General features: G+C 66.1%; 17 protein-coding genes, 1 rRNA gene and 1 pseudogene. 8 read left to right on the forward strand and 11 right to left on the reverse strand.

All coding sequences use genetic code 11. From position 1 onward, the window contains the following. Positions 1–61 precede the first annotated feature (61 nt). Together KIH78_RS06180 and KIH78_RS06185 are read left to right on the forward strand one after the other, a co-directional pair. Complete coding sequence (locus KIH78_RS06180) at positions 62–1,534, forward strand: FtsX-like permease family protein (RefSeq protein ID WP_236034466.1); 1,473 nt, start codon at positions 62–64, stop codon at positions 1,532–1,534. Further along, positions 1,531–2,730, forward strand: a complete 1,200-nt coding sequence (locus tag KIH78_RS06185) for an ATP-binding cassette domain-containing protein (RefSeq protein WP_219131679.1) — start codon at positions 1,531–1,533, stop codon at positions 2,728–2,730. The genes KIH78_RS06180 and KIH78_RS06185 overlap by 4 nt, the downstream gene beginning before the upstream one ends. 95 nt (positions 2,731–2,825) lie before the next feature. Here the strand turns inward: KIH78_RS06185 and KIH78_RS06190 are convergent, their stop codons facing one another. The 7 genes and pseudogenes from KIH78_RS06190 to metG form a co-directional block, all read right to left on the reverse strand. Then, the gene (locus tag KIH78_RS06190; protein ID WP_219131680.1) at positions 2,826–3,692 is read right to left on the reverse strand and encodes an HD domain-containing protein; all 867 of its coding nucleotides are present in this window, start codon (positions 3,690–3,692) and stop codon (positions 2,826–2,828) included. A gap of 75 nt (positions 3,693–3,767) precedes the next feature. Then, a complete protein-coding gene (locus KIH78_RS06195) occupies positions 3,768–4,640 on the reverse strand; it encodes a class II glutamine amidotransferase (protein WP_214313609.1) in 873 nt (290 codons plus the stop codon). 167 nt (positions 4,641–4,807) lie between these two features. Next, positions 4,808–7,234, reverse strand: coding sequence for a KUP/HAK/KT family potassium transporter (locus tag KIH78_RS06200; RefSeq protein WP_219131681.1), 2,427 nt, complete (start codon positions 7,232–7,234; stop codon positions 4,808–4,810). Between the two features lie 170 nt (positions 7,235–7,404). Continuing rightward, complete coding sequence (locus tag KIH78_RS06205; RefSeq protein WP_219131682.1) at positions 7,405–8,364, reverse strand: TatD family hydrolase; 960 nt, start codon at positions 8,362–8,364, stop codon at positions 7,405–7,407. Positions 8,365–8,444: 80 nt separating this feature from the next. Then, positions 8,445–9,995 carry an MFS transporter gene (locus KIH78_RS06210; RefSeq protein WP_236034467.1) on the reverse strand — a complete coding sequence of 517 codons (1,551 nt, stop codon included), beginning with the start codon at positions 9,993–9,995 and terminating at the stop codon, positions 8,445–8,447. Between the two features lie 249 nt (positions 9,996–10,244). Further along, positions 10,245–10,861, reverse strand: a pseudogene (locus KIH78_RS10875) (DUF4143 domain-containing protein); the annotation flags it as partial. A 643-nt stretch (positions 10,862–11,504) separates the two neighbouring features. Further along, positions 11,505–13,373, reverse strand: a complete 1,869-nt coding sequence (metG, locus tag KIH78_RS06220) for a methionine--tRNA ligase (RefSeq protein WP_219131683.1) — start codon at positions 13,371–13,373, stop codon at positions 11,505–11,507. Positions 13,374–13,495: 122 nt separating this feature from the next. On the opposite strand from metG, the gene KIH78_RS06225 reads away from it, so the two are divergent. Continuing rightward, entirely contained in the window at positions 13,496–14,188 is a 693-nt protein-coding gene (locus KIH78_RS06225) for a hypothetical protein (RefSeq protein ID WP_219131684.1), read from the forward strand. Continuing rightward, positions 14,185–14,640, forward strand: a complete 456-nt coding sequence (locus KIH78_RS10625; RefSeq protein WP_236034469.1) for a variant leucine-rich repeat-containing protein — start codon at positions 14,185–14,187, stop codon at positions 14,638–14,640. Before KIH78_RS06225 ends, KIH78_RS10625 begins: the two co-directional genes overlap by 4 nt. Before the next feature lie 20 nt (positions 14,641–14,660). On the opposite strand, the gene rsmI is transcribed toward KIH78_RS10625, so the two are convergent. Further along, positions 14,661–15,689, reverse strand: coding sequence for a 16S rRNA (cytidine(1402)-2'-O)-methyltransferase (gene rsmI / locus KIH78_RS06235; protein WP_219131685.1), 1,029 nt, complete (start codon positions 15,687–15,689; stop codon positions 14,661–14,663). Positions 15,690–15,904: 215 nt separating this feature from the next. On the opposite strand from rsmI, the gene KIH78_RS06240 reads away from it, so the two are divergent. Beyond that, entirely contained in the window at positions 15,905–16,435 is a 531-nt protein-coding gene (locus KIH78_RS06240) for an Hsp20/alpha crystallin family protein (protein WP_219131686.1), read from the forward strand. Between the two features lie 296 nt (positions 16,436–16,731). Here KIH78_RS06240 and KIH78_RS06245 read toward each other — a convergent pair whose 3' ends face one another. After that, positions 16,732–17,796, reverse strand: coding sequence for a LacI family DNA-binding transcriptional regulator (locus KIH78_RS06245; protein ID WP_219131687.1), 1,065 nt, complete (start codon positions 17,794–17,796; stop codon positions 16,732–16,734). A gap of 281 nt (positions 17,797–18,077) precedes the next feature. Here KIH78_RS06245 and KIH78_RS06250 point away from each other — a divergent pair, with 281 nt between their 5' ends. The 3 genes from KIH78_RS06250 to KIH78_RS06260 all read left to right on the forward strand — a co-directional run bounded on the left by KIH78_RS06250 (position 18,078) and on the right by KIH78_RS06260 (position 20,590). Then, positions 18,078–18,527, forward strand: coding sequence for a PTS sugar transporter subunit IIA (locus KIH78_RS06250; RefSeq protein WP_219131688.1), 450 nt, complete (start codon positions 18,078–18,080; stop codon positions 18,525–18,527). Between the two features lie 129 nt (positions 18,528–18,656). Further along, on the forward strand, positions 18,657–18,929 hold the full coding sequence (locus KIH78_RS06255; protein WP_214313585.1) for a PTS sugar transporter subunit IIB: 273 nt from the start codon (positions 18,657–18,659) through the stop codon (positions 18,927–18,929). Between the two features lie 149 nt (positions 18,930–19,078). Further along, a complete protein-coding gene (locus KIH78_RS06260) occupies positions 19,079–20,590 on the forward strand; it encodes a PTS ascorbate transporter subunit IIC (RefSeq protein ID WP_219131689.1) in 1,512 nt (503 codons plus the stop codon). A 129-nt stretch (positions 20,591–20,719) separates the two neighbouring features. On the opposite strand, the gene KIH78_RS06265 is transcribed toward KIH78_RS06260, so the two are convergent. Beyond that, on the reverse strand, positions 20,720–20,971 hold the full coding sequence (locus tag KIH78_RS06265) for a hypothetical protein (RefSeq protein WP_214313903.1): 252 nt from the start codon (positions 20,969–20,971) through the stop codon (positions 20,720–20,722). A gap of 338 nt (positions 20,972–21,309) precedes the next feature. After that, positions 21,310–21,418, reverse strand: a 5S ribosomal RNA gene (gene rrf, locus KIH78_RS06270); the annotation flags it as partial.

A 21,418-nucleotide genomic window follows, 5' to 3' on the forward strand; every position in this document is an offset into this window, starting at 1 on the left:
TCAGGCGCGCGCGAAGCCGCGGATGCAGAGAACCGGAACTAGGGAACTGGAGAAGTAACGCATGTTCGTTCTCACCAACGCCTGGCGCGCCGTGACGCGACGCTGGGTGACCTCAGCGCTGACCGTGGTGGTCGCGCTCCTCGTCTCGTTCGGCAGCATCGTCTCGCTGTCCGTGCTGCAGGAGCACTCCGACGCCCACGGCACCGACTACAACGCACAGACCCCCAACGCCGTGATCAGGCCCACCGCCGCCACGAAGGCCGACATGAAGGGCGACGACGCCTCCATCACATCGAAGTACCTCACCATCGAGGACTACGGCACCTACGCCACCGCCGCACAGACGCAGGGCGTCTCGTTCACGTACACGCTCGCCCAGAGCGTGCCGGTCCGTCAAAGCGGCAGCATCAAGGCCATCCCCGGCAGCGCGGACGAATCCGCCGACAAGACCGGCGGCGAGTTCACGCTGCTCAGCATGTACACCGGCCAGGCCAAGAAGGCCAACGAGTACGGCAACTACACCGTGGTTGAGGGCAAGAAGCTCAACGGCTTCCAGGACACCACCTCCCAGAGCGCGCTCATCTCCAAGGCCGTGGCCGAGAAGAACAACCTCAAGCCCGGCGACAAGTTCAAGGTGGGCGACCCCTCCGACTCCTCCAAGACCTACGAGTTCACCGTCCGCGGCATCTACGAGTACGACGACGACTCCGACGGCGGCAACGGCACCTACTCCAAGGCACTGCCCAAGCTCGCCAAGGACAACCGCGAGAACGTGATCTACACGACGTACGCCGCCGTCTACGGCAAGGGCCTCGACCCGCAGGACGTCAAGGACGGCAGCTGGTCCAAGCCCGACCTCAACGTCATCTTCCAATTCACCGACGTGGCCACGTACAACAAGTTCGTCAAGCTCGCGAAGAAGGCGAAGCTGCCGAAGGGCTACGAGCTCACCTCCCCGATCCTCGAATCCTATGAGGCGTCCGTCGCGCCGCTCGACTCGCTCGCCGCCAAGGTGCGCCCCGCCCTGTGGGTGCTGGCCATCGGCGGATGCGTGGCCCTGCTGGCCCTGGCCGTGGCGCGCAGCTGGTTCGGCCGCACCGAGGAGATCGGCATGGCGCTCGTCTCCGGCGTCACCAAGCCGCGCCTCGGATGGCAGTTCATGGTCGAATCGTTCATCCTCACCGTGATTCCGGTGACCGTGGGTCTGCTGGCCGGCGGCTTCGGCGCGAAGGCCATCGGTTCGGCGCTGGCGTCCGGTCACGCCACGCCCGTCACGTCGTCCATCGTGTGGACGATGGTGTGGGACGGCCTCGCTTTGGTCGTGGTGCTGGCCGTGGTGGCGATGCTGCGTCCGGCGACGTTCCGCAACGCGGCCCTGTTCCAGGCGGCCGACGCCGGCAAGGGTTCCGTCGGGAAGACCGATTCCGCGGACGAGACCACCGAAAGCGACGACAAGACCGAACGCCCGTCCGCGGGTGACGCTGCGGACGAGGCCGACGACAAGGACGCACAGCACGAGGAGGAGCAGGCATGAGCGACGCCGACAAGACCGAGAACACCGAGGACCTGACGGCCGAGGCCGAAGGACAGGTCGCGGCGGACACCGCCGAAGACACCACGGAGGCTGCCGCCGAGGATCAGGCCGACGAGCAGGTCTCCTTCAGCGTCGTCTTCGACGACGACCCCGCAGTCGCCCTGCCTGAGGACGCGCTCGAGGCCGAAACGGACGAGACGGATTCGGACGCGGACGCCGACGCGGACGCCGACACGGCCGCCGACACGGAGGACGACACGGACGCGTCGGAGACCACGGCATCGGCCGACGACGAACCGCACGTCCCGCAGGAAACCAGCGTGGAGACGGCCAAGCGGAACGCGAAGCGCGTCGACGCGACCATCGCCCTCGCGGCGGACAATCTCGCCGACAAACAGCCGGCCGACCCGAACGAGATCCCCGCGGCGACGAAGGCGAACGCGACTTCCACGCATGACATCCACGTGGCCGCCGCGCAGTCGCACGCACGGCTCGGCCGCCAGGTGGACGACCGCGTCCTGCTCAAGTCGTACCCGAACTTCTCCCTCAACCACGCCACCACCACGAACCGCAAGTCCGGCCGTCACGTGCTGGACAACGTGTCGATGGCGTTCTACGCGGGTTCCCTGTACGCCATCCGCGTGCTGGACGACGAGGACGACCCCGAACAGCGCGTCACCCTCATGCAGGTGCTCGGCGGCTTCGTCATCCCCACCTCCGGCGCGGCGATGACGAAGAGCTCCAACCTCGCCGAACTCGAGATCAACGAGCTGCGCGGCCACCGGCTGGGCCTCGTGCCGCAGCGCTACGCGGTGCGCGGCGACCTCGACGCCGAAGCGAACGTGCTGTACGCCATGAACGCGTCCGGACGCACCTACCTCAAGCCCAAGCCCATCGCGGCGCGCGAGTTCCTCGCGCGCACCGGCTTCGGCGAAGCCACAAACGGCAAGAAGGTGGGCGAGCTGTCCCCGCTGGACCAGAAGCGCGTCGCCATCGCCCGCGCCATCAGCTGCGAGGCGGACACGCTCATCCTCGACGAGCCCACCAAGGGCCTCGACGACCAGGACGCGAAGGCCATCCTCGCGCTGCTGCGCACCATCGCGCACGGCCGCGATCCGAAGCGCGCGGTCATCATCGTCACCGCGCAGGACGACGTGGCCGAAGCAGCGGACAAGGTGTACGCGCTGGAGGATTGAGCACAACGGCGCACGCGCCGCCGCACGCATCGCATGGTGAAGCCCCAGAGGGATGGAGAATCCCTCCGGGGCTTCACCGTATCCGGCGATGACGGTCAGATGACGACCATGTGGTATTCGGCGGCGAGCGGCTCCACGTCCACCACGCCGTACTGGTCGAGCAGTTCGAGCCAGCGGCGCTTGTTCTCCTCGCCGAAACGCGCGGCGCGCCTCGTGTACGAGGCGGCGGTGACGAACTTCGGCGGCAGCGACTTGCTGTTGTACTTGTCGGCCACCATCACCGTCTCCTGCTCGAGGTTCACCGGCACGTAGTCGGCCGGGGGCAGCGGCAGCTCCTGACGGATCACATCCTCGCGCGTGAGCCCCACGCCGGTGTGGTTGCGGGCGAACTGGGCGATCTCCTCGTCCACGCCGTTCTCCAGCAGGTACTCGTAGCCGAGCAGCCCGTGCTTGATGTACTTCTTGCCGGCGAACTTCAACGGTTCGCCGTCTGTGCCGTCGTGCTTGAGCACGCGGTACGTGCCGATGTCGTGCAGCAGGCCGCCGATCGTGACGAGATGCTCGTCGATGAGCCGCGGCGGCACATGGCCGCCGGTCACGCCGTCGGACGGCGGCACGGCGAGCAGGTTCGCGGGGGTGGCTGTTGCAGGAGCGGCCGCGGCGGGGGTAGCTGTCGCAGGGGCGGCTGTTGCAGGGGTAGCTGTTGCGGGCGAGTCGGACGGTCCTGCAGCCGTCCCAAGCCCGGCGAGCACCGCCTCCGCACCGGCCGCGGACGGGGCACCCAGTTCCGCCGCATCCTTCGGCAGCGTGCAACGGCGGGCGAACAGCATGTTCTGGCGGTGGGCGAGCATGCGGGCGATGCGCGCGACGATCACGCAATGCGTGTGGATTAGGTTGTACGCCTCCTCGGAAGGCGCGATCTTGTGGTGGAGCTCTTCGATCTGCTCAAGCGTGGGAACCATACCGCCATTGTATGGCGCGCATAGGGCGGGCGCGGAACGCTCCGGCCGGCACGCGCCGACTCCCAGGCTGGGCGCTCAGTCGATGGAGCGGATGGACCATTCGCCGGTGCGGTTGGAGGCGACGATCATCTGGTCGTTGCCGAGCTCCTCCCAGCCGTCGGCCTCGGCCTGTTCGAAGCCGGAGGATGCGACGACGATGCCGGCAGGCGCACCGTCCTCGTTGGTGAGCGCGCGGTAGCGCATCACACGGTAGTCCTGCGCCTTCTCCCCCTGACCGTACTCCTCGTAGATCTCGACGATGCGCGAGGAAGTGCGTTCGCGTCCGGCCGCGTTCAGGGCGATGAACTGATCCTGGGACTGGATCATGCAGTTGTAGCTCGAGCGCGGGTAGGCCTGGCGCAGTTCGCGTACCGCCTGCGCCACGGCCTCGTCGAGGTCGTAACCGAAGCCGATGTATTCGAGGATCACGGCGAAGAAGATGGCGGAGTCGGAGCGACCGCCGGTGGACAGGAACACGCTGTGGTTCACCGGATACTGCTTGTTGGTCACGATGTTGCGGCCGTGCGAATCGGAGATGTCGCCGTTGTGGATGAAGCTCAGGCCGTTGGCGAAGAACGGCTGCTGGTTCTCCAGGATGAGCGGCAGGTTCGAGGAGGCAAGGCGCAGGTGCCACAGGGCGCCGCGGGCCGGTTCGGAGGCGAGTTCAGGGAACACAGGGTCGAAGCGCGCGGCCACCGTGGTCTTGTACAGCTTGGTGCCGGTCTCCGGCGCGGGGGCGCCGCCGTCCTCGGTGCCGGGGGTCTCCACCGGCTCGTACAGCATGGCGCAACCCCACCCGTCGTTGTGGATCTCGCTCATGTCGCGGTAGTCGCCGACGGCCTCGGTGCCCAGGATGGCGTCGAGACTGAGGTTGAACCCGGCCGTGGCGTATCCCAGTAATCTGCACATAGTTGGCTACCATAATGCGGTCTCGTCGCGACGCGCCTTTTTCGCTATAAGTGTTGCCTATAGCGCCTCGACGCACAGGTTGTCGACGCACAGCCGCGCGACGACGCCGACCGCCACGATTGCCGACGGCTCCCGCCGACACCGACCACCACGACCGACGCCGATCCTCACAATGTGACGGCGGGGATGCCTCCGGTCGGCTGCCCGTCGCGCCCGTCGCGTCCATCGCGACCACTGCGCCCGTCGCGCCCGCCGCCGAATCCGGTGCCCCGGCCCCGCCCGGGCGAGAGCTCGACGGGCTCGCCGATGCGCTTGAGCCGCGGAGGCCGACGCGTGGAGACGAACAGCGGCTGCACCTCGACGAGCGGATTGTACGGAGCCAGTCCGAACCATTTGACCGGCGAGCCGGCCAGATGACGGATGGCGTACTTGGTCTGCAGCGAGAGCGCCCCGCGGGCGGACACCTTCGATTCCGGCATGAGTGCCTTGTGGATGAGCACGTAGCGGATGGTGCCGATGTTCGGATCCGCGTCCACCTTCGGGTAGATGGATTTCTGCTGGGGCAGTTCGCCGCTCTTGGACAGGTCGTGCATGATCTGGTGCAGGTAGGCGGGGATGGACTGGGAGACCTTGAATCCGAGGCGGATGCGCACGCGGAACAGGAAGTCGGTGCCGAAGTTCTCCACCTCGTATTCGCGGGTGAACGGGTTGTCGGTGGTCTCCACGCTCACCGCCCACCAGGCGCGGGCGCGTTTGGGATGGTCGGCGAAGATGGAGAAGAAGATGTCCGTGTCGAGGCGCTTGGTCTCATTATCGGACGTCAGGTACACGATGTTGTCCGCGAAGTAGGGGATGCGGAAGTCGCCGTGCAGCTTCTCCAGGGTGGGCAGGAAGTCCTTCGTGCGCATGTGGCGGCGTTGCGCGCGTTCCAGCTTGGTGCCCTCGTCCCACGTGTACATGACGAACAGGATGGCCACGGTGAGCAGCATGGTGAACCAGCCGCCGTGGAGGAACTTCGCCATGGAGGCGATGAAGAACATGCATTGGATGGCGAGGAACACCAGGAGGAACACGATCGCGCCGAGCCGCCGCCCCGTGTACCAGATGTATACGGCGAGCAGGATGGTGGTGGTGATCATGGTGATCGTCAACGCCAGACCGTAGGCGGCGGAGATGTGTTCGGAGTCCTTGAACATGGCGAGCACGAGCAGCGTGGCCACGCACAGCACGCCGTTGACGACGGGGATGTACAGCTGGCCGCGCGTGCGGGCCGGATAGCGCACCTGGAGGTGCGGCATCCAGTTGAGGCGCGTCGCCTCGGACACCATGGTGAACGCGCCGGTGATGAGCGCCTGGGAGGCGATGACGCCCGCGGTGACGGACAGGACCACGGCCACGTAGCGCACGTTCGGCGTCATCATCTGGAAGAACGGGTTGAGCGACGCCATCTTCATGTAGCGGGCGTCATGGTGGTGGGCGAGGATCCACGCCCCCTGTCCGAAGTAGTTGCAGACGAGCGCGATCTTGATGAACGGCCAGGTGAAGTAGATATTGCCGCGCCCCACGTGTCCCATGTCCGAGTACAGCGCCTCGGCACCGGTGGTGGAGAGGAACACGGTGCCCATGAGCGCGATGCCGGCGGCGTTGTGCGGGCTGAACAGGAACCGCACGCCGTACACGGGGTTGAGCGCGGCGAACACGGTCCAGTCGTTGGAGAGGTTGGCGATCCCCACCACGGCGAGGAACGTGAACCAGATGAGCACGATGGAGCCGAACACGCGGCCGATGCTTTCGGTGCCGCGCGACTGCACCATGAACAGCACCACGATGATGCATACGGTGATCATCAGGGTCAGGCTCGGGTTCTCGTCGAACACGTGCTCGAGCGGCGGCAGCGTCTGCAGGCCTTCCACGGCGGAGCTGATGGACACGGCCGGGGTGAGCACGGAGTCGGCGAGGAACGCGGCGCCTCCCACCATGGCGGGGATGGCGAGCCACGCCCCGCGGCGCCGGATGAGCGAGTACAGCGCGAAGATGCCGCCTTCGCCGTTGTTGTCGATTCTCATGGCGATGAACACGTATTTCACGGTGGTGATGAGCGTGATGGACCAGAAGACGAGGGAGAGCATGCCGAGCACGGCCTCACGGTCGGCGTTGGCGATGCCGCCCTGTCCGGACAGGAACGTCTGCGCGGTGTACAGGGGCGAGGTGCCGATGTCGCCGTAGACCACGCCGAGCGCCACGATGGCCATCGTCCAGGTGATCTTGTTGGGGCCGGACTGCAGTTTGGCCCACCATCGCCCGAACCGTCCCTTGGCGGCGGCGGTGGAGAGCTTTTCGGCCTCCTTGTTGCGGGCTTCGGCCCGTTTGACGAGCTCTTCGCGTTCCTCCCGGGTGAGGGTCCGGCGGGAGACCTTCGGCGCGTTGGTGAAGGTGTCGGCGCGCAGCAGCGCCTCCTTCTCCTCCTTGGCCCGTTCCTCCTTGGCCTTCGCCGCGGCGGCTTTGGCTGCTGCGGCCTGCCGCGCCTGTTCGCCCGATGTGGTCTTCCCTCCCGATCTGCGGATGCGTCCGCCCTTCGGATTCGAATCAGCCATGCGCTCAGTCCTCCATGCGGGGCGTCCCACCGACCGCCCTCGATGTTGTCTCCTTATGCGTCACACTCGCGATTTCGAAAAGACATGGTAGCACCTTGACGAAATCGTCACAACTTCTCTCAAGGCCACCTTATCCCTGCGCATGGCCACGCGGCTTCGCGTCCTGCGGCTCACACCCCGTACACGGTCCTCGTGGTCCTGCGGGTGCCGCGTGCCACCTCGGCGAGCGGCAGGTCGAGCGTGTCGGCCATCGCGCGCAGCGTGTACGGGATCATGTACGGCGCGTTCGTGCGGCCGCGGTACGGCATCGGCGTGAGGTACGGCGCGTCGGTTTCGACCATCGCGTGGTCGAGGCCGACGATGCGCAGCGATTCGCGGATGCCCTCGTTGCCCTTGTAGCTCACCGTGCCGGAGAAGCTCAGGTACCAGCCGTTCTCGCGCGCGATTTCGGCCATTTCGGCGTCGCCGGAGTAGGAGTGGAAGACGGTGCGTTCGGGGGCGCCGTCGGCGAGCAGCGTCTCGATGACCTGCCGGTGGGAGTCGCGGTCGTGGATCTGCATCGGCAGGCCGAGTTCCTTGGCGAGCGCGATGTGCGCGCGGAACGCTTCGCGTTGCAGTTCCAGCGCGCCTTCGCCGGTACGGTAGAGGTCCATGCCGGTTTCGCCGATGGCGACGACCTGGTCCGGGTGCGTGCGTGCGAGGCGTTCGACTTCGGCCATGGCCTCGTCGAACGGCACGTCGTGGTACGGCTTGTAGGTGACGTCGAGTCCGTCGGGTCCGGCGACGGCGCGATGGCCGTGGCGTACGGCCTCGTTCGGGTGGATGGCGATGGCCGCGTGGACCTGTCCGGGGTGTTCGACGGCCATCGTGACCGCTTTGGCGAGGTTCGGGTATTCGCAGCCGCAGTCGATGATGCCGGTCACGCCGACCGCCGCCGCCTGCGCGAGCAGCTCGTCGACGTCGTAGACGGGGACTTCCGGCTGTCCTTTGGCGACGGCCTCGTGGCTCATCGCGCGTGCGAACGGCACGACGGAGGCGACGTGCGTGTGGTTGTCGATGACGTGGGCGCCCTCCGGCAGCGTTTCGGGTGCGGGCGCCCAGCTGCGGTCGCGATGGTGGTGCTTGCTCATGGTTGCCCAGTGTAGTTGCGGCGACGGCGTACGGTTTCCACGGTCATCCGCGACGGCGCCGTCGGCGACGTACGTCCGGCCTACCGCCAGCAGTCGTCGTAGTCGAGTCCGGTGAGGCGTTCGACGACAGACCGCGTCTCCGGTGCGACGTCGGCCTTGGCGCCGCCGTTGCGCAGTCGAGTGATCTCCTTCAGCACGATGCCGTCGGTGCGTTTGCTGATGTTGAGGTGGGCGGAGACGATCCAGCAGATGGCCATCGCGCACGCGAACCAGCCGAGCAGCACCGCGCCGAGTCCCAGCCGGGCGGCCGGCGTCTGCATGTCGCGCGTGGCGTCGAAGCCGACCGCGCCGAGGATGACGCCGACGGCGATCGTCGCGAGTCCGGAGCCGAGCTGTCGGAACGACGCCTGGATGCCGGAGAACGTGGCAGACCGGTAGCGGCGGGTGACGATCTGGTCGATGTCGGCGATGTACGGGAACACGGCCCACGGCAGGTAGCCGCACAACGATTTGAACGCGAAGAACCACAGGGCGCCGGCGAGCGCGAACACGGTCCACGCGCCTCCGGGAATGCGCCCGGCCATCGCCCATGCGGCGCACAGCCATGCCGCGCCGATCAGGCAGCCGGTGAAGTTGATGGCGTACAGGCGTTTCGGCCCGATCTTCGTCATCGCCCAGCCGAACACGGGCATGAGCGGCAGGGAGACCACGGCGCAGCCGAGCAGCAGCGAGGCGAACGCGGCGGTGCGGTTCCAGTCGTAGACGACGAAGAACACGAAGGTCTGGCCGAACACGTCCATCGAGACCTGCACGAGCAGGTAGATGGCGAGGTGTTTGCGGAATTCCTTGATGCGCAGGGTGGAGGCGTATTCGCGCAGCACTTTGGCTGCACGGCGCATCCACCGGACGGCGCCGATATGCCCGTCGCGTCCGCCACGCGCGTAGGCGCCGAATCCGGCGGCTTCCGGCGTCATCTCCCATGTGGAACGCCAGCAGGCGAACACGGCTGCGGCGAAGATGACGGTGGAGCCGATGGTGAAGATCATGTAGCCGCGCGGCGTGGCCTCGCCGGTGACGGCGAGCACCAGTCCTCCAGCCACGGGGATCGCGGTGCCGATGCCGGTGGAGATGAACAGGCGCACGGTGGACAGTTTCGCGCGGCTGTTGAAGTCGGGCGTCATCTCGCCGGGCAGCGGGTTGTAGGCGGTCTGGAACGCCTGCGCGAGCACCACCCAGAACACGTAGGCGGCCGCGTACACGGCGAGCGGGAGTCCGGGAATCCAGAGGAACACGCCCAGGAGGATGAGCGGCCCGATGACCATGAGCAGGAGGCGTCGACGTCCGAACCGCAGGCCCAGGTCGTAGCGGTAGAGGTTGTCGTCGAGCACGCCGAAGACGAGCGCGGCCACGGCGGAGATGAGCGCGCTCAGGCCGATGACGGTCTGCGCGGTGCCGATGTCCATGCCGCAGAAGCGCGTCCAGAACAGGGAGAGGTAGGTGGCGATGAGTGTGAGCTGTCCGCCGCCGTAGCAGTCGCCGACGCCGAAGCCGATGGCCTGGCGCATCGTGATCTTGCGCGGTCCGGTGCCGCTCATCGCCGCGCGCAGCGCCTTGCTGTCGATGTCCGACATATCCCCAGATCCGCCTTCCGACTGTCGCCAGCGTCGTCGTCCGATTGCCGTCCGCCGGCATCGGCGCCTTGCGGCGCCACTCCCGACCGCCCATGAACGATTCCGATCGGGAATGAATGATTTCGCACGTTACGGCTTCCAGCATATGGGTCACAATCGACGCGACGCGTCCACCGACCACGCGTCGCACAACGGCGACGCCCCGTGGAGCCCGAGCCGAACACGCTCCCCGACGTTTCGCCGATCCGGCTACAGCAACCCGGCCATGTACAACGGCAGATACCGTCGATCGCCTTTCACCTCCAACGGCTTCGGATGAAGAACGTATTCCAATCCCACCCGCTGCTTGAACTTGCTTCTGAACTTGTCGAGGGACACGGTCCGGTAGCGGGTTCCCGATTTGACTTCAACAGGGCTGATCCGAGGCTTCATGGCGGCGTTCGGATATCGCGCGACGATGAGGAAGTCGATCTCCATGGTGCTCGAAGCATCATCACGGCTGCTGCGGGAATAGAAATACAACCGGTGGCCGCCAGCGTGCAGCAGCTGAGCCACCACATTCTCCACCAGCATCCCCTCGTTGACGGCGATTCTGCCCAGCAGCACGTCACGATAGATGTCATCCGCTCATGCTTCGACAGCTGCGACACCAAACCATCGAACAGCAGGGTGACACGCCTTCTGGCCGATCCGGCGTGCTTCGCGATGTCATCACGGTAGAGCTTGAGGATGTCGCGTTTCACCTCGTCGACCCGCTGGAAATCACGCGTTTCGACATACGTCTCGACCGCCTGCGGCATACCGCCGACGAGCATGTATTCCCGGAACAGGCGCATTGCCTTGCGATGAAGCGAATCAGGCAGCGGTCGTCTCGCACCCTCGACAAGCATGGCGGTACGACCCTGCGACCGTCGCTTCCATTCCAACAGCCGCTGATATGCCTTACGTTTCAGCATAATGATCTCCCATCGTTGCAAAATCAGGGATTCTCACGAAAACAGCGATTATAGAATCGCTGAATTTCACGAAAACAAGGCTTTCGGAACCGCATAATTTCACGAAATCAGCGTTATCGTCGGCACCGAAAAGACGAGCGAAACGATGACGGCACACATCCAGCTGCAGACCCGGACCATTGACGGCCATTCCGGAACGGCCGGGGATATGAAGAAGCCCGGCGGGGTGTCCGCCGGGCTGAGAGAGAAGAGAGAAGAAGGGTTCAGTTATGGGGTCCGGGAAGAACCTCGCCGGCGATGTTCACTTCGGGAAGAACTCCCAACCGCTGACATGTCTTATATAACCGCCGCCCCCTTGGAGGAATGATGCGCGTTCCTGAGAAACCGCTTGACGTGCTGTGACGGTTTTGTAACGTCGTGGCGACGGGGGTGCATTTCGTTCCCGCGGCGTCGGCGCGCACATACATACGACGAAGGCCGTGAAGCGCCCCATATCGGGGCCCTTCACGGCCTTCGCCCGTCGGATACGGCCTCCGCGTCGGCTTACGCGGCCTTACTCGGCCTGACCCAGCTTAGCCTTCTCGGCGGCGAGGCGCTCGGCCTCGGCGGCGCGACGGGCGGCGAGCGCCTCATCGAAGCGGGCCAGCTCCTCCTCCACGGCCTCCTTCGGGATCTTCGCGAAGATCGGCGTGGGCTTGGCCACGGGCGCGCCAACCTCGATCGGCTCGCTCTCCCACGGGTGGACGGTCTCGCCGAGCTTGTAGTCGCCGGTGATGACCGGGTAGCGGAAGCCCGGCTTGTCGAGGTCCTCGACCTCCTCGAGGCGCGGCAGCGGCGAGAACACGCCCTTGCCGCCGAGGGCCTCCCACACCTTCTGGGAGGCGTGGGGCAGGAACGGGGCGAGCAGGTGGTTCGCGTCGGACACGGCCTGCGCGGACACGTGGAGCACGGTGGCGAGACGCTTCTCGTCGTCCTTGATCTTCCACGGCTCGGTGGCGGAGATGTACTTGTTGATGTCGCCGACCACGCGCATCGCCTCGATGAGCGCGCCCTTCTGGTGGTGGTTCTCGATGTAGCCGCCCACCGTGTCGAACGCGGCGCGGGTCTCCGCAAGCAGCGCACGGTCCTCATCGGTCATGGAGTCCTCGTCGAGCGCGGGGATCTCGCCGAAGTTCTTGGCGATGAGATTGGCCACACGGTTGACCAGGTTGCCCCAGGAGGAGGCGAGCTCCTCGTTGTTGTGGCGCACGAACTCGGCCCACGTGAAGTCGGAGTCGGAGCTCTCCGGGCCGGCGATGGAGATGTAGTAGCGCACCGCGTCCACCGGGTAGCGGGAGAGGATGTCCTTGACGTAGATGACGATGCCGCGCGAGGAGGAGAACTTCTTGCCCTCCATGGTCATGAACTCGGAGGCGACGACCTGCTCGGGCAGGTTGAGCGGGCCGAGCGGGCCGGTCTCGCCGCCCTTGGAGCCCTGGCCGTTGTAGGCGAGCATCTCGGAGGGCCAGATCTGGGAGTGGAACGTGATGTTGTCCTTGCCCATGAAGTAGTAGCCCGGGGTCTTCGGGTCGTTCCACCAGGCGCGCCAGGCCTCCGGGTCACCCTTGCGGCGGGCCCATTCGATGGAGGCGGACAGGTAGCCGATGACGGCGTCGAACCACACGTACAGCTTCTTGTTCGGGTTGTCGATCCAGCCCTTCACCGGCACCGGGATGCCCCAGTCGATGTCGCGGGTGATGGCGCGCGGCTTGACCTCCTTGAACAGGCCCTTGGAGAAGTTGATGACGTTGGTGCGCCAGCCCTCGCGGGTGTTGAGCCAGGCGAGGTTGGCCTCGGCGAGCGCCGGCAGGTCGAGGAAGAAGTGCTCGGTTTCCTCGAAGCGCGGGGTCTCGCCGTTGATCTTGGAGACGGGGTTGATGAGCTCGTCCGGGTCGAGCTCGTTGCCGCAGGCGTCGCACTGGTCGCCGCGCGCGCCTTCGGTATGGCAGATCGGGCATTCGCCCTCGATGTAGCGGTCCGGCAGGGTGCGGCCGGTGGACGGGCTGATGGCCACCTGCTGCGTGCCCTTGTAGATGTAGCCGTTCTCCAGGCACTGCTTGAACAGTTCCTGCACCACATGCTCGTGGTTGCCGGTGGTGGTGCGGGTGAACAGGTCGTAGCTCAGGCCCAGATCGCACAGGTCCTTGGCGATGACGCGGTTGTAGCGGTCCGCGAGCTGCTGGGCGGTGACGCCTTCCTTCTCCGCCTCGACGAGGATCGGGGTGCCGTGCTCGTCCGTTCCGGACACCATGAGCACGTCGTTGCCCTTCATGCGCTCGTAGCGCGCGTAGACGTCGGAGGGGACGCCGAAACCGGCCACGTGACCGATATGGCGGGGGCCGTTTGCGTACGGCCATGCAACATTGACCAAAATATGACTCATAAGCCCCGATTATCGGTCACACCGTGGATAACGCGCCCCGTCATCCACCGGGTTTTCCACAATCGCGGACGGCCGTCCACCGCCGGACGACGCACCGGCCGCGGAGACCGTATCGTCGGAGCATGAACGACGAACCCGCACCACATCCCGCCCCGCGCATCGCCGCGGACGCCACCGCCATGCAGCCGCTCGTGCCGCCGATCCTGCGCGAAGGCGACCTGCCCGGCCCGTTGAGCCTGATTCGCCTGTCTGCGTTGGGCACCGTGCATCCGCTGGACGGCCGCAGTGGATACTGGTCGGATCATGCGGACACCTTGTACGGCCGTGCGATGATCGTCCTCAAGGTCATCCCGTTCGCCACGAGCGCGTGCGCGCTGACGGCGCTGTGGGTGTGGATGGGAGGCGCGTTCCCGGACACGTTGGACGTGCTGTCGCACTCCCACTTCCGCACGCGCCCGCACGGCCGCCGCATCCGCGCGTTCACGCGGAAGGTGACGGACCGGCATCTGACGCATATCGGCGCGCTGCGCCTCACCACGCCGACGCGGACCGCCTGCGACGTGGCGTCGATGTTCAACGACCGTCCGGACTCGCACGTGCTCGCCGCGCACGTGGCCGACTGCATGGACGCCTACGATTTCTCGCCGGACGACTGCACGGCCATGCTCGACGAGAACCCGTGCATGTCGACCACGCCGCGGGCCCGCGCGTTCTTCACGATGGTGGGACGGACGTACGACCGTCGTCGTCCCGTCGGACACGTCGGACGCCCTGCCGCGCACGACGACCACGACGACGCGGAGCCGTCGTCATGAGCGCGTGGCGACGTGGGAAACGCAGGACCGGCGACGACCACGGGTCCCGCGGGTTCCGCACGGGCCGCAGACCGGCCGCGCATGCGTCGGCCGGCGGACCGTCGCGCCGGCTGCGGTCCCTGGGCCGGACGGACCGGCTCGCACGGCTCGCCGAGGCGGACGCGGGCGCATCGCGCACGGACGGCCGGATGGCCGAGCCGCCGGAACCGCCCATCGTCCTCACGCCGGCGGTCGCCGCCGACCCGGACACGGACGCGGACGTGCTGTGGCATATCGCCCGTCATGCGCCGGAACTGCGGCGATGGCTCGTCGCCAATCCCGCGGCCGACGCCCATCTGCTGGAATACGTGTCGCAGGCGGGCGGACCGGGCGTCAGACGGGCGCTCACCGTGCTGCTGGACTCGATCGAGGCGTACGGCGTCCGTCGAGGCCGGCACACGTCCCACGCGTGACCGCACACCCGGCCGGGCGCTCAGCCCTTGAGCCGCAGCACCGCCTGATACACCTGCTTGCGGTTGGCGAGGGTGCCGTCGGGCAGCGGATGCTCGCCCACCACCTGCGTGATGGCCTCCTTGATGCGCAGCCCATCCTCGAGTGCCCGGTCGATGGCGAGCACGGCCAGGTCCTCCACGCTCAGCGTGCTCGGCGCGGCCGCGTTGGCCTCCTCGTCGGACGCGCCGGCGATGACGAGCACCATCTCGCCACGCGGCGGATCCTCGCGCACACCGTCGCGGATCTCCGCGATCGTGCCGCGACGAATCTGCTCGTAGTCCTTGGTGAGTTCGCGGCACAGCGCCATGCGCCGGTCCGGGCCGAACGCATCAAGCAGATCGTCCATGGAATCGGCGATGCGGTGCAGCGTCTCGTAGAAGACGATGGTGCGGCGTTCCGCCTGCAGCATGCGCAGATGCTGCACGCGTTCGGCATGCTTGCGCGGCAGGAACCCTTCGTAGCAGAACCGGTCGGTGGGCAGGCCGGACAGGGCGAGCGCGTCGAGCACGGCGGACGGCCCCGGCGCGCACGTGACGGGCAGGCCGCGTTCGATGGCGCGGCGCACGATGGCCAGTCCCGGATCGTTGATGGTGGGCATGCCCGCGTCGGACACGACAAGGACGGTCGCGCCGGTCTCGACGGTGTCGAGCAGGCCGTCGGCCTTGTCGCGCTCGTTGTGGTCGTGGTACGCGACGACGCGTCCGTTCACATGCACGCCGAGCCGGTTCGCCAGATCGTAGAGGCGACGCGTGTCCTCGGCGGCGACGATGTCGGCGCCTTCCAGCAGCGCCTTGAGCCGGTCGGAGGCATCCCCCACGTTGCCGATGGGCGTCGCGGCGAGCACGACCGTGCCCTTCGGCACGGCGACGACGCCGGCACGGCCCCGTTCCCGCGTGGTTGCGGCGACGGTCGCGCCGGACGCGCCGACGCCTTCCGAGGCCGCCGTTCCGCCGTTCGCGCCGCTGGCGTTCACGCCGTCGTTCATGTTCGTCTCGTCTGCGTTGCTCATGGTTCCAGTATCCCCCACGCCCGGAATTCACTGTGGGTGAAATTCCGGAATGATTCGTTCCCACGGGAATTGGGGGAAGTGAAAGGCGAAGGTGAGAGCCCCGGAAGGGGTTCCGGAACCGGCCACGATATCCGTTCGAGCTTGCCGCCTATGGCAGGGCGACGAACGGGACGGTAGCCAAGCCGCGTTCCCTCCTTGGTTAAGGAGTACCGATTATGGCAATGTTTCCGGCTTTGATGAATGACACGATGTTCTCCGATCTGTTCGATGACCCGTTCTTCGAGGGTTGGCGCAACATGGACTCTCAGATGGGTTCGATGATGCCGGCGAACACGATGGCGAACATGATGACCACGGATGTGCGTGAGACCGACAAGGGCTACGACGTGGACATCGATATGCCTGGTTTCAAGAAGGACGACATCAAGCTCGAGCTGAACAACGGCTATCTGACCGTGTCCGCCTCGCGTTCCAGCGAGCATGAGGACAAGGCCCCGGAGTCCGCGAACGCCTCCGACGCCCAGGGCAACGGCGAGCAGTGCGCCTGCGGTTCGAACGAGTCCGGTCGTTGGCTGCGTCGCGAACGCTACATGGGTTCCTGCTCTCGCAGCTTCTACGTGGGCGACGAGGTGAAGGAATCCGACATCCACGCCAGCTACAACAACGGCACGCTGTGCATCCAGGTCCCGAAGATGCAGGCCCAGCCGCAGGTCGAGACCAAGCACCAGATCGCGATTGAGGGCTGAGCCTGAGCGAGGCGGAAGCCGAGCGAAGACGTCACGGCCGGGTCGTGCGGCGGTATCGTATGAGTATCAGTCGGCGGTCCGCACGGACCGTCGACGACGGAGGTACGCCAAACGGCTCCGGTCGGCGCCCTACGCCGCCCGCCACCATTCCCTTCCCGGGATGATCGACGGACGACGGGAAACATGACCAAGCCTGAAACGGGGCTTGGATGGAAGCAATTCCATCCAAGCCCCGTTTTGCGTTTCAGGACGCGGCCGCGGACCGAAACGCACACGCATCGGACGCGGCGGACGCGTCACTCCCCCTCGTCGTCCGCATCGTCGTCGTCATCGGACGGCACGGACATGTCGCTGGAACCGAACCGGGGGCTGCTGGTGGACGCACGACGGATCAGCTGCGGCGGGAACGCCACATGGGCCGGCATCCAATGCTGGCCGCCGTTGCCCATGTCGATGAGACGCAACGCCTCACGGGCCATGAGACGGCACGGACTGCGCAACGTGGTCAGTTTGGGCGTGACGGCGACGCCCATCGGCGCGTCGCCGGAACCGATGACACGCACCTCGTCCGGCACCGACACCCCCAGACGGTCCAATGCGAACAGCACGCCCGCGGCCACCTCGTCGGTGGCGCAGATCACGGCGTCCGGCCGGTCTCCCTTCGCGGTGAACAGACGCGTGGCCTCCTCATAGCCGCGCACCACCGTGCACGGGCCGAACGTGGTCCATCCGGCCTGGCTCATCAGGTTCATCAACGACAGGTTCGTCTGGAACGTGGTGAACAGCTCCGCCGCCTCGTCGGAATCGACGTCGCCGCTCAGGTAGGCGATGGACGTGGCGTTGTGGTCGGCGAGATGACGCAGGACGAGCTGCATCGACGCGGCCTCGTCCACACCCACCCAGCTCACGCGGAACGACGTGGAGCGGCCGGACACCTGCACGATGGGGGCTTCCTCGGCGTAGCCGTCGAGGAACACGGGGTCCAGGCCCTTCGGGGGGATGACCACGAGACCGTCGACGTGCCGCGCGAGCATGGCGGCGACCCGCTCCTCCTGGATGCTCAGGTCGTCGCCCACACCCACCAGCAGCTGCTTGCCGGCGCCGTTCACCTCCGGGTCGAGCGCCGCGAGCATACGCGAGGCGAGCGGCGTCGCCGGGTCCGGGATGACCAGGCCGATGGCGTTGGTCGTGTCGCTGCGCAACGCGCTGGCCGCCGGATTGGCGGCGTAATTGAGTTTTTCGGCCGCATCCCGCACACGCCGGGCGATATCGTCCTCCTTGGTCCGCTGCCCGGAAAGCACACGGGAGACCGTGGCCTTGGACACACGGGCCATGGCGGCGACATCGGTGATGGAGCTCATCAGTTGGTTTCCTCGGTTCTCTTCGGCCGCCCTCCGGCTGCCTCTCGGCTGGTCCCCGACACTCCGGGAACGATTCGCAGAACGCACCTTCCATTGTGCTGCCTCAAAGCCTGCAATAGTGCCAATATACCATATCGGCACATGTTTCAGAAATCGGTTTCCGTTGCGATTCCAGCCCTGATAGGTGTATAGTTATCCCTGTCAGAAACGATTCGCCTGCAATGATGTGAGCGAATCGACGTTCACCACGAAGGTGAGGACAGCCACCAAGGAGGGCATATATGGCAGCGGATATCGACGGATTCCTTCCCGACAGCGCATTCCTGCTGGACGTTCCCGCGTCCGACTGGAAGGACACCATCCGACTGGCGGGCAAGGGGCTTGTCGCCGCCGGATTCACCACCGACGCCTACACGGACCAGATGATCGACACCGTCGAGAAGATGGGCCCGTACATCGTCATCGCCCCCGGCCTGGCCCTCGCCCACTCCCGCCCGTCCGACGCGGTGCTGAAGACGGGACTGAGCTGGGTTCGTCTGAGCACCCCGGTCGAGTTCGGCAGCAAGACCAACGACCCCGTGTCGCTGGTCATCGGCCTCGCCGGACATGACGAGAACGAGCACATCGGCGTCATGTCCGCCATCGCCGGCGCCTTGGTCGACAAGAAGAAGACCGCGGATCTCGCCAAGGCGTCCACGCCGGACGAGATCAGGGCGATCCTCAAGCGCTGACGCACGTCGGCCATCGGCCGCCGGCCATCGGCCGCCGGCCATCGGCCATCGGGCCGGACAGACCGATAAACCGGACGAACCATCGGAAACCACTTACAAGACCACAAGGAATAGCAAAAGGAGAACATCATGAACATCCTGTGCGTGTGCGGCAACGGCATCGGCACCTCGGTGCTGCTCAAGGTCAACGTCGAATCGGTCGCCGCCGACCTGGGCATCGACGTGAACGTCACCACCTCCGACGCCGGCAGCGCCAAGGGCACCGCCAACATGAACGACCTGGTCCTCACCTCCGCCGAGCTCGCCCCGGAGCTGGAAGGCACCACCACCCCCGTCGAGGTCATCACCAACTTCATGGACACCGACGAGATCAAGGCCGCGCTCGAGAAGTACGCCGACTGAACCGGCCGAACCGGCCTCCCATCCGTCCGAATGGCCGATTGGCCGCCCGGACGGATTCCGCACGAACCATCGAAACCCGCGGGCGCAGACCCCCACAAGGGGCCGACGCCCGTAGGACAACTAGAACAGACAGAGAATAGAAGGAAACCATGAACGTTGTCGTTCAAGTGCTGAACTTCATCAGCCAGGAGATTCTGAACGTGCCGGCGTATCTGATCGGCATCATCGCGGCCATCGGCCTGATCGCGCTGAAGCGCAGCGCCGGACAGGTCATTTCCGGTGGCCTCAAGGCCGCCATGGGCTACCTGATCCTCGGCGCCGGCGCCACCGTCGTGACGTCCGCCCTCGCGCCGTTCGGCGACCTGATCCTCAAGTCCACCGGCGCCCACGGCGTGGTGCCCACCAACGAGGTCATCACCGCGCAGGCCTCCAGCCAGTACGGCACCGCCTCCGCGTACATCATCGTGCTCAGCTTCATCGTGATGCTGCTGCTCGCCCGCTTCACCCCGCTCAAGTACATCTTCCTCACCGGCCACCACATGGTGTTCATGTCCACCATGCTGGCCGTGGTGCTGTCCGTGGGCTTCGGCAAGGACAACCAGCTGCTCATCATCACCATCGGCGCCATCCTCATGGGCGTCATCATGGTGGTCATGCCGGCGTTCGCCCAGCCGTTCATGAACCGTGTGACCAGCAGCGACAAGCTGTCCATCGGCCACTTCAACACGCTCGGCTACATCACCTCCGGCGCCGTCGGCACGCTCGTCGGCAAGAAGTCCAAGTCCACCGAGGACATCAACTTCCCGAAGGGCCTGAGCTTCCTGCGTGACTCCATGGTCTCCACCACGCTGCTCATGATGGTCCTCTACCTGGTCTTCGCCGTCTGGGGCGCCATCGTCCTGCCGGCCAAGACCGCGTTCAAGATCTTCTCCACCAACCCGGACAACTACGGCTCCTTCTTCATGGCCGCCTTCGCGCAGGCCCTGCAGTTCGGCATCGGCGTGAGCATCATCCTCTACGGCGTGCGCATCATCCTCGGCGAGCTCGTCCCCGCCTTCCAGGGCATCGCCAACAAGGTCGTCCCCGGCGCCCGTCCGGCCCTCGACATCCCGATCGTGTTCCCGTACGGTGCGAACGCCTCCCTCATCGGCTTCCTCGGCTCCTTCGTCGGCGGCCTGGTGGCCCTCACCATCATCGCCGTCTGGCTCGGCCCGGTCTGGGGCGTCGCCCTGATCCTGCCCGGCATGGTGCCTCACTTCTTCGATGGCGGTGGCGCCGGCGTGTTCGGCAACGCCACCGGTGGCCGTACCGGCGCGATCGTCGGCTCGTTCATCAACGGCATGCTCATCACCTTCCTGCCGGCCGCCCTGATGACCGTCATGGGCAGCTTCGGTCTGGCCAACTCCACCTTCGGTGACGCCGACTTCTGCTGGTTCGGCACCATCACCGGCAACCTGGCTCACCTCGGCCCCGCGGCCGGCGCCATCAGCCTGCTGGTGTTCGCCGCCATCCTGTTCGCCGCCGCCTGGGTGTGGCAGGTGAAGGTCGTCAACGCCGGTTGGACTCCGGGCGCCAAGCACGCCGAGTTCATCGAGCAGGTCAAGGCCGAGGAGAAGGCCGCCAAGGCCGCCGCCCGCGCCGCCAAGAAGGCCAACGCCTGATGATCTGATCTGGCCCCTCCAGCGCGTATAGCGCATACGATGGGACTCTAATACGACGAAGCCCCGGTGAGGTTCTCCTCACCGGGGCTTCGTCGTTGTGGCGTCGTTGTGGCGTCGTTGTGGCGTCGGCTATCGGCGACGCGGTTTGTACCCTTTCTTGCGGCTGTGCGGTTTGAGCTGCTGGTTGAACGGCACTGCCTTGTAGCTGGATTGTGGATCGCGATGCGTGAGATGCCATGTCCCGCAATACTGGCACCGGTACACCCACAGTTCGGCACCGCGTTCGATGAGGCTCTGATCGGCGGCCCGCTGCGCCTGCGCCTTGTCGTGATACATGATCTTGTTCGACGTGGCGCAGCGTTTCGGTGTGAAGTAGTGCATGCTGTTCAGCATACCCATGCGTTGGAATACGCCGATGGACAGTTGCCTATACGACGTTGCGGCGCCAGAGGTTGGTTGGTTGTGGCTGGTTGTCTGATTTCCTCGCGTCGTCGTGTGGCTTGGTGGGTGTGGTCCCGTCCGGGACACGCGCGCGTGGTCGCGTGGGTTTGGTTGTGTGGGTGGCTTCGGTGCCGGTGCGTCGTGCGATGGTTGCCGGTTTCGTCGCGTTCGTTGCGGTGTGCCGGGTTTGGCGTCCGGTCGGCGTGTGTGTTTGGGCGTGTGTATGCGAAGAGGACCCCTGGGAGCGTGGTGCTCGACCGGGGGTCCTCGTGAGTGTGATGCGGCGGCGTGCTACTCTCCCACACCCTGTCGGGTGCAGTACCATCGCCGTGCAGGGCCTTAGCTTCCGGGTTCGGAATGGGACCGGGCGTCTCACCCTGGCCATGA

It is taken from the genome of Bifidobacterium saguinibicoloris (genome assembly GCF_019331725.1).
GTDB lineage: Bacteria > Actinomycetota > Actinomycetes > Actinomycetales > Bifidobacteriaceae > Bifidobacterium > Bifidobacterium saguinibicoloris.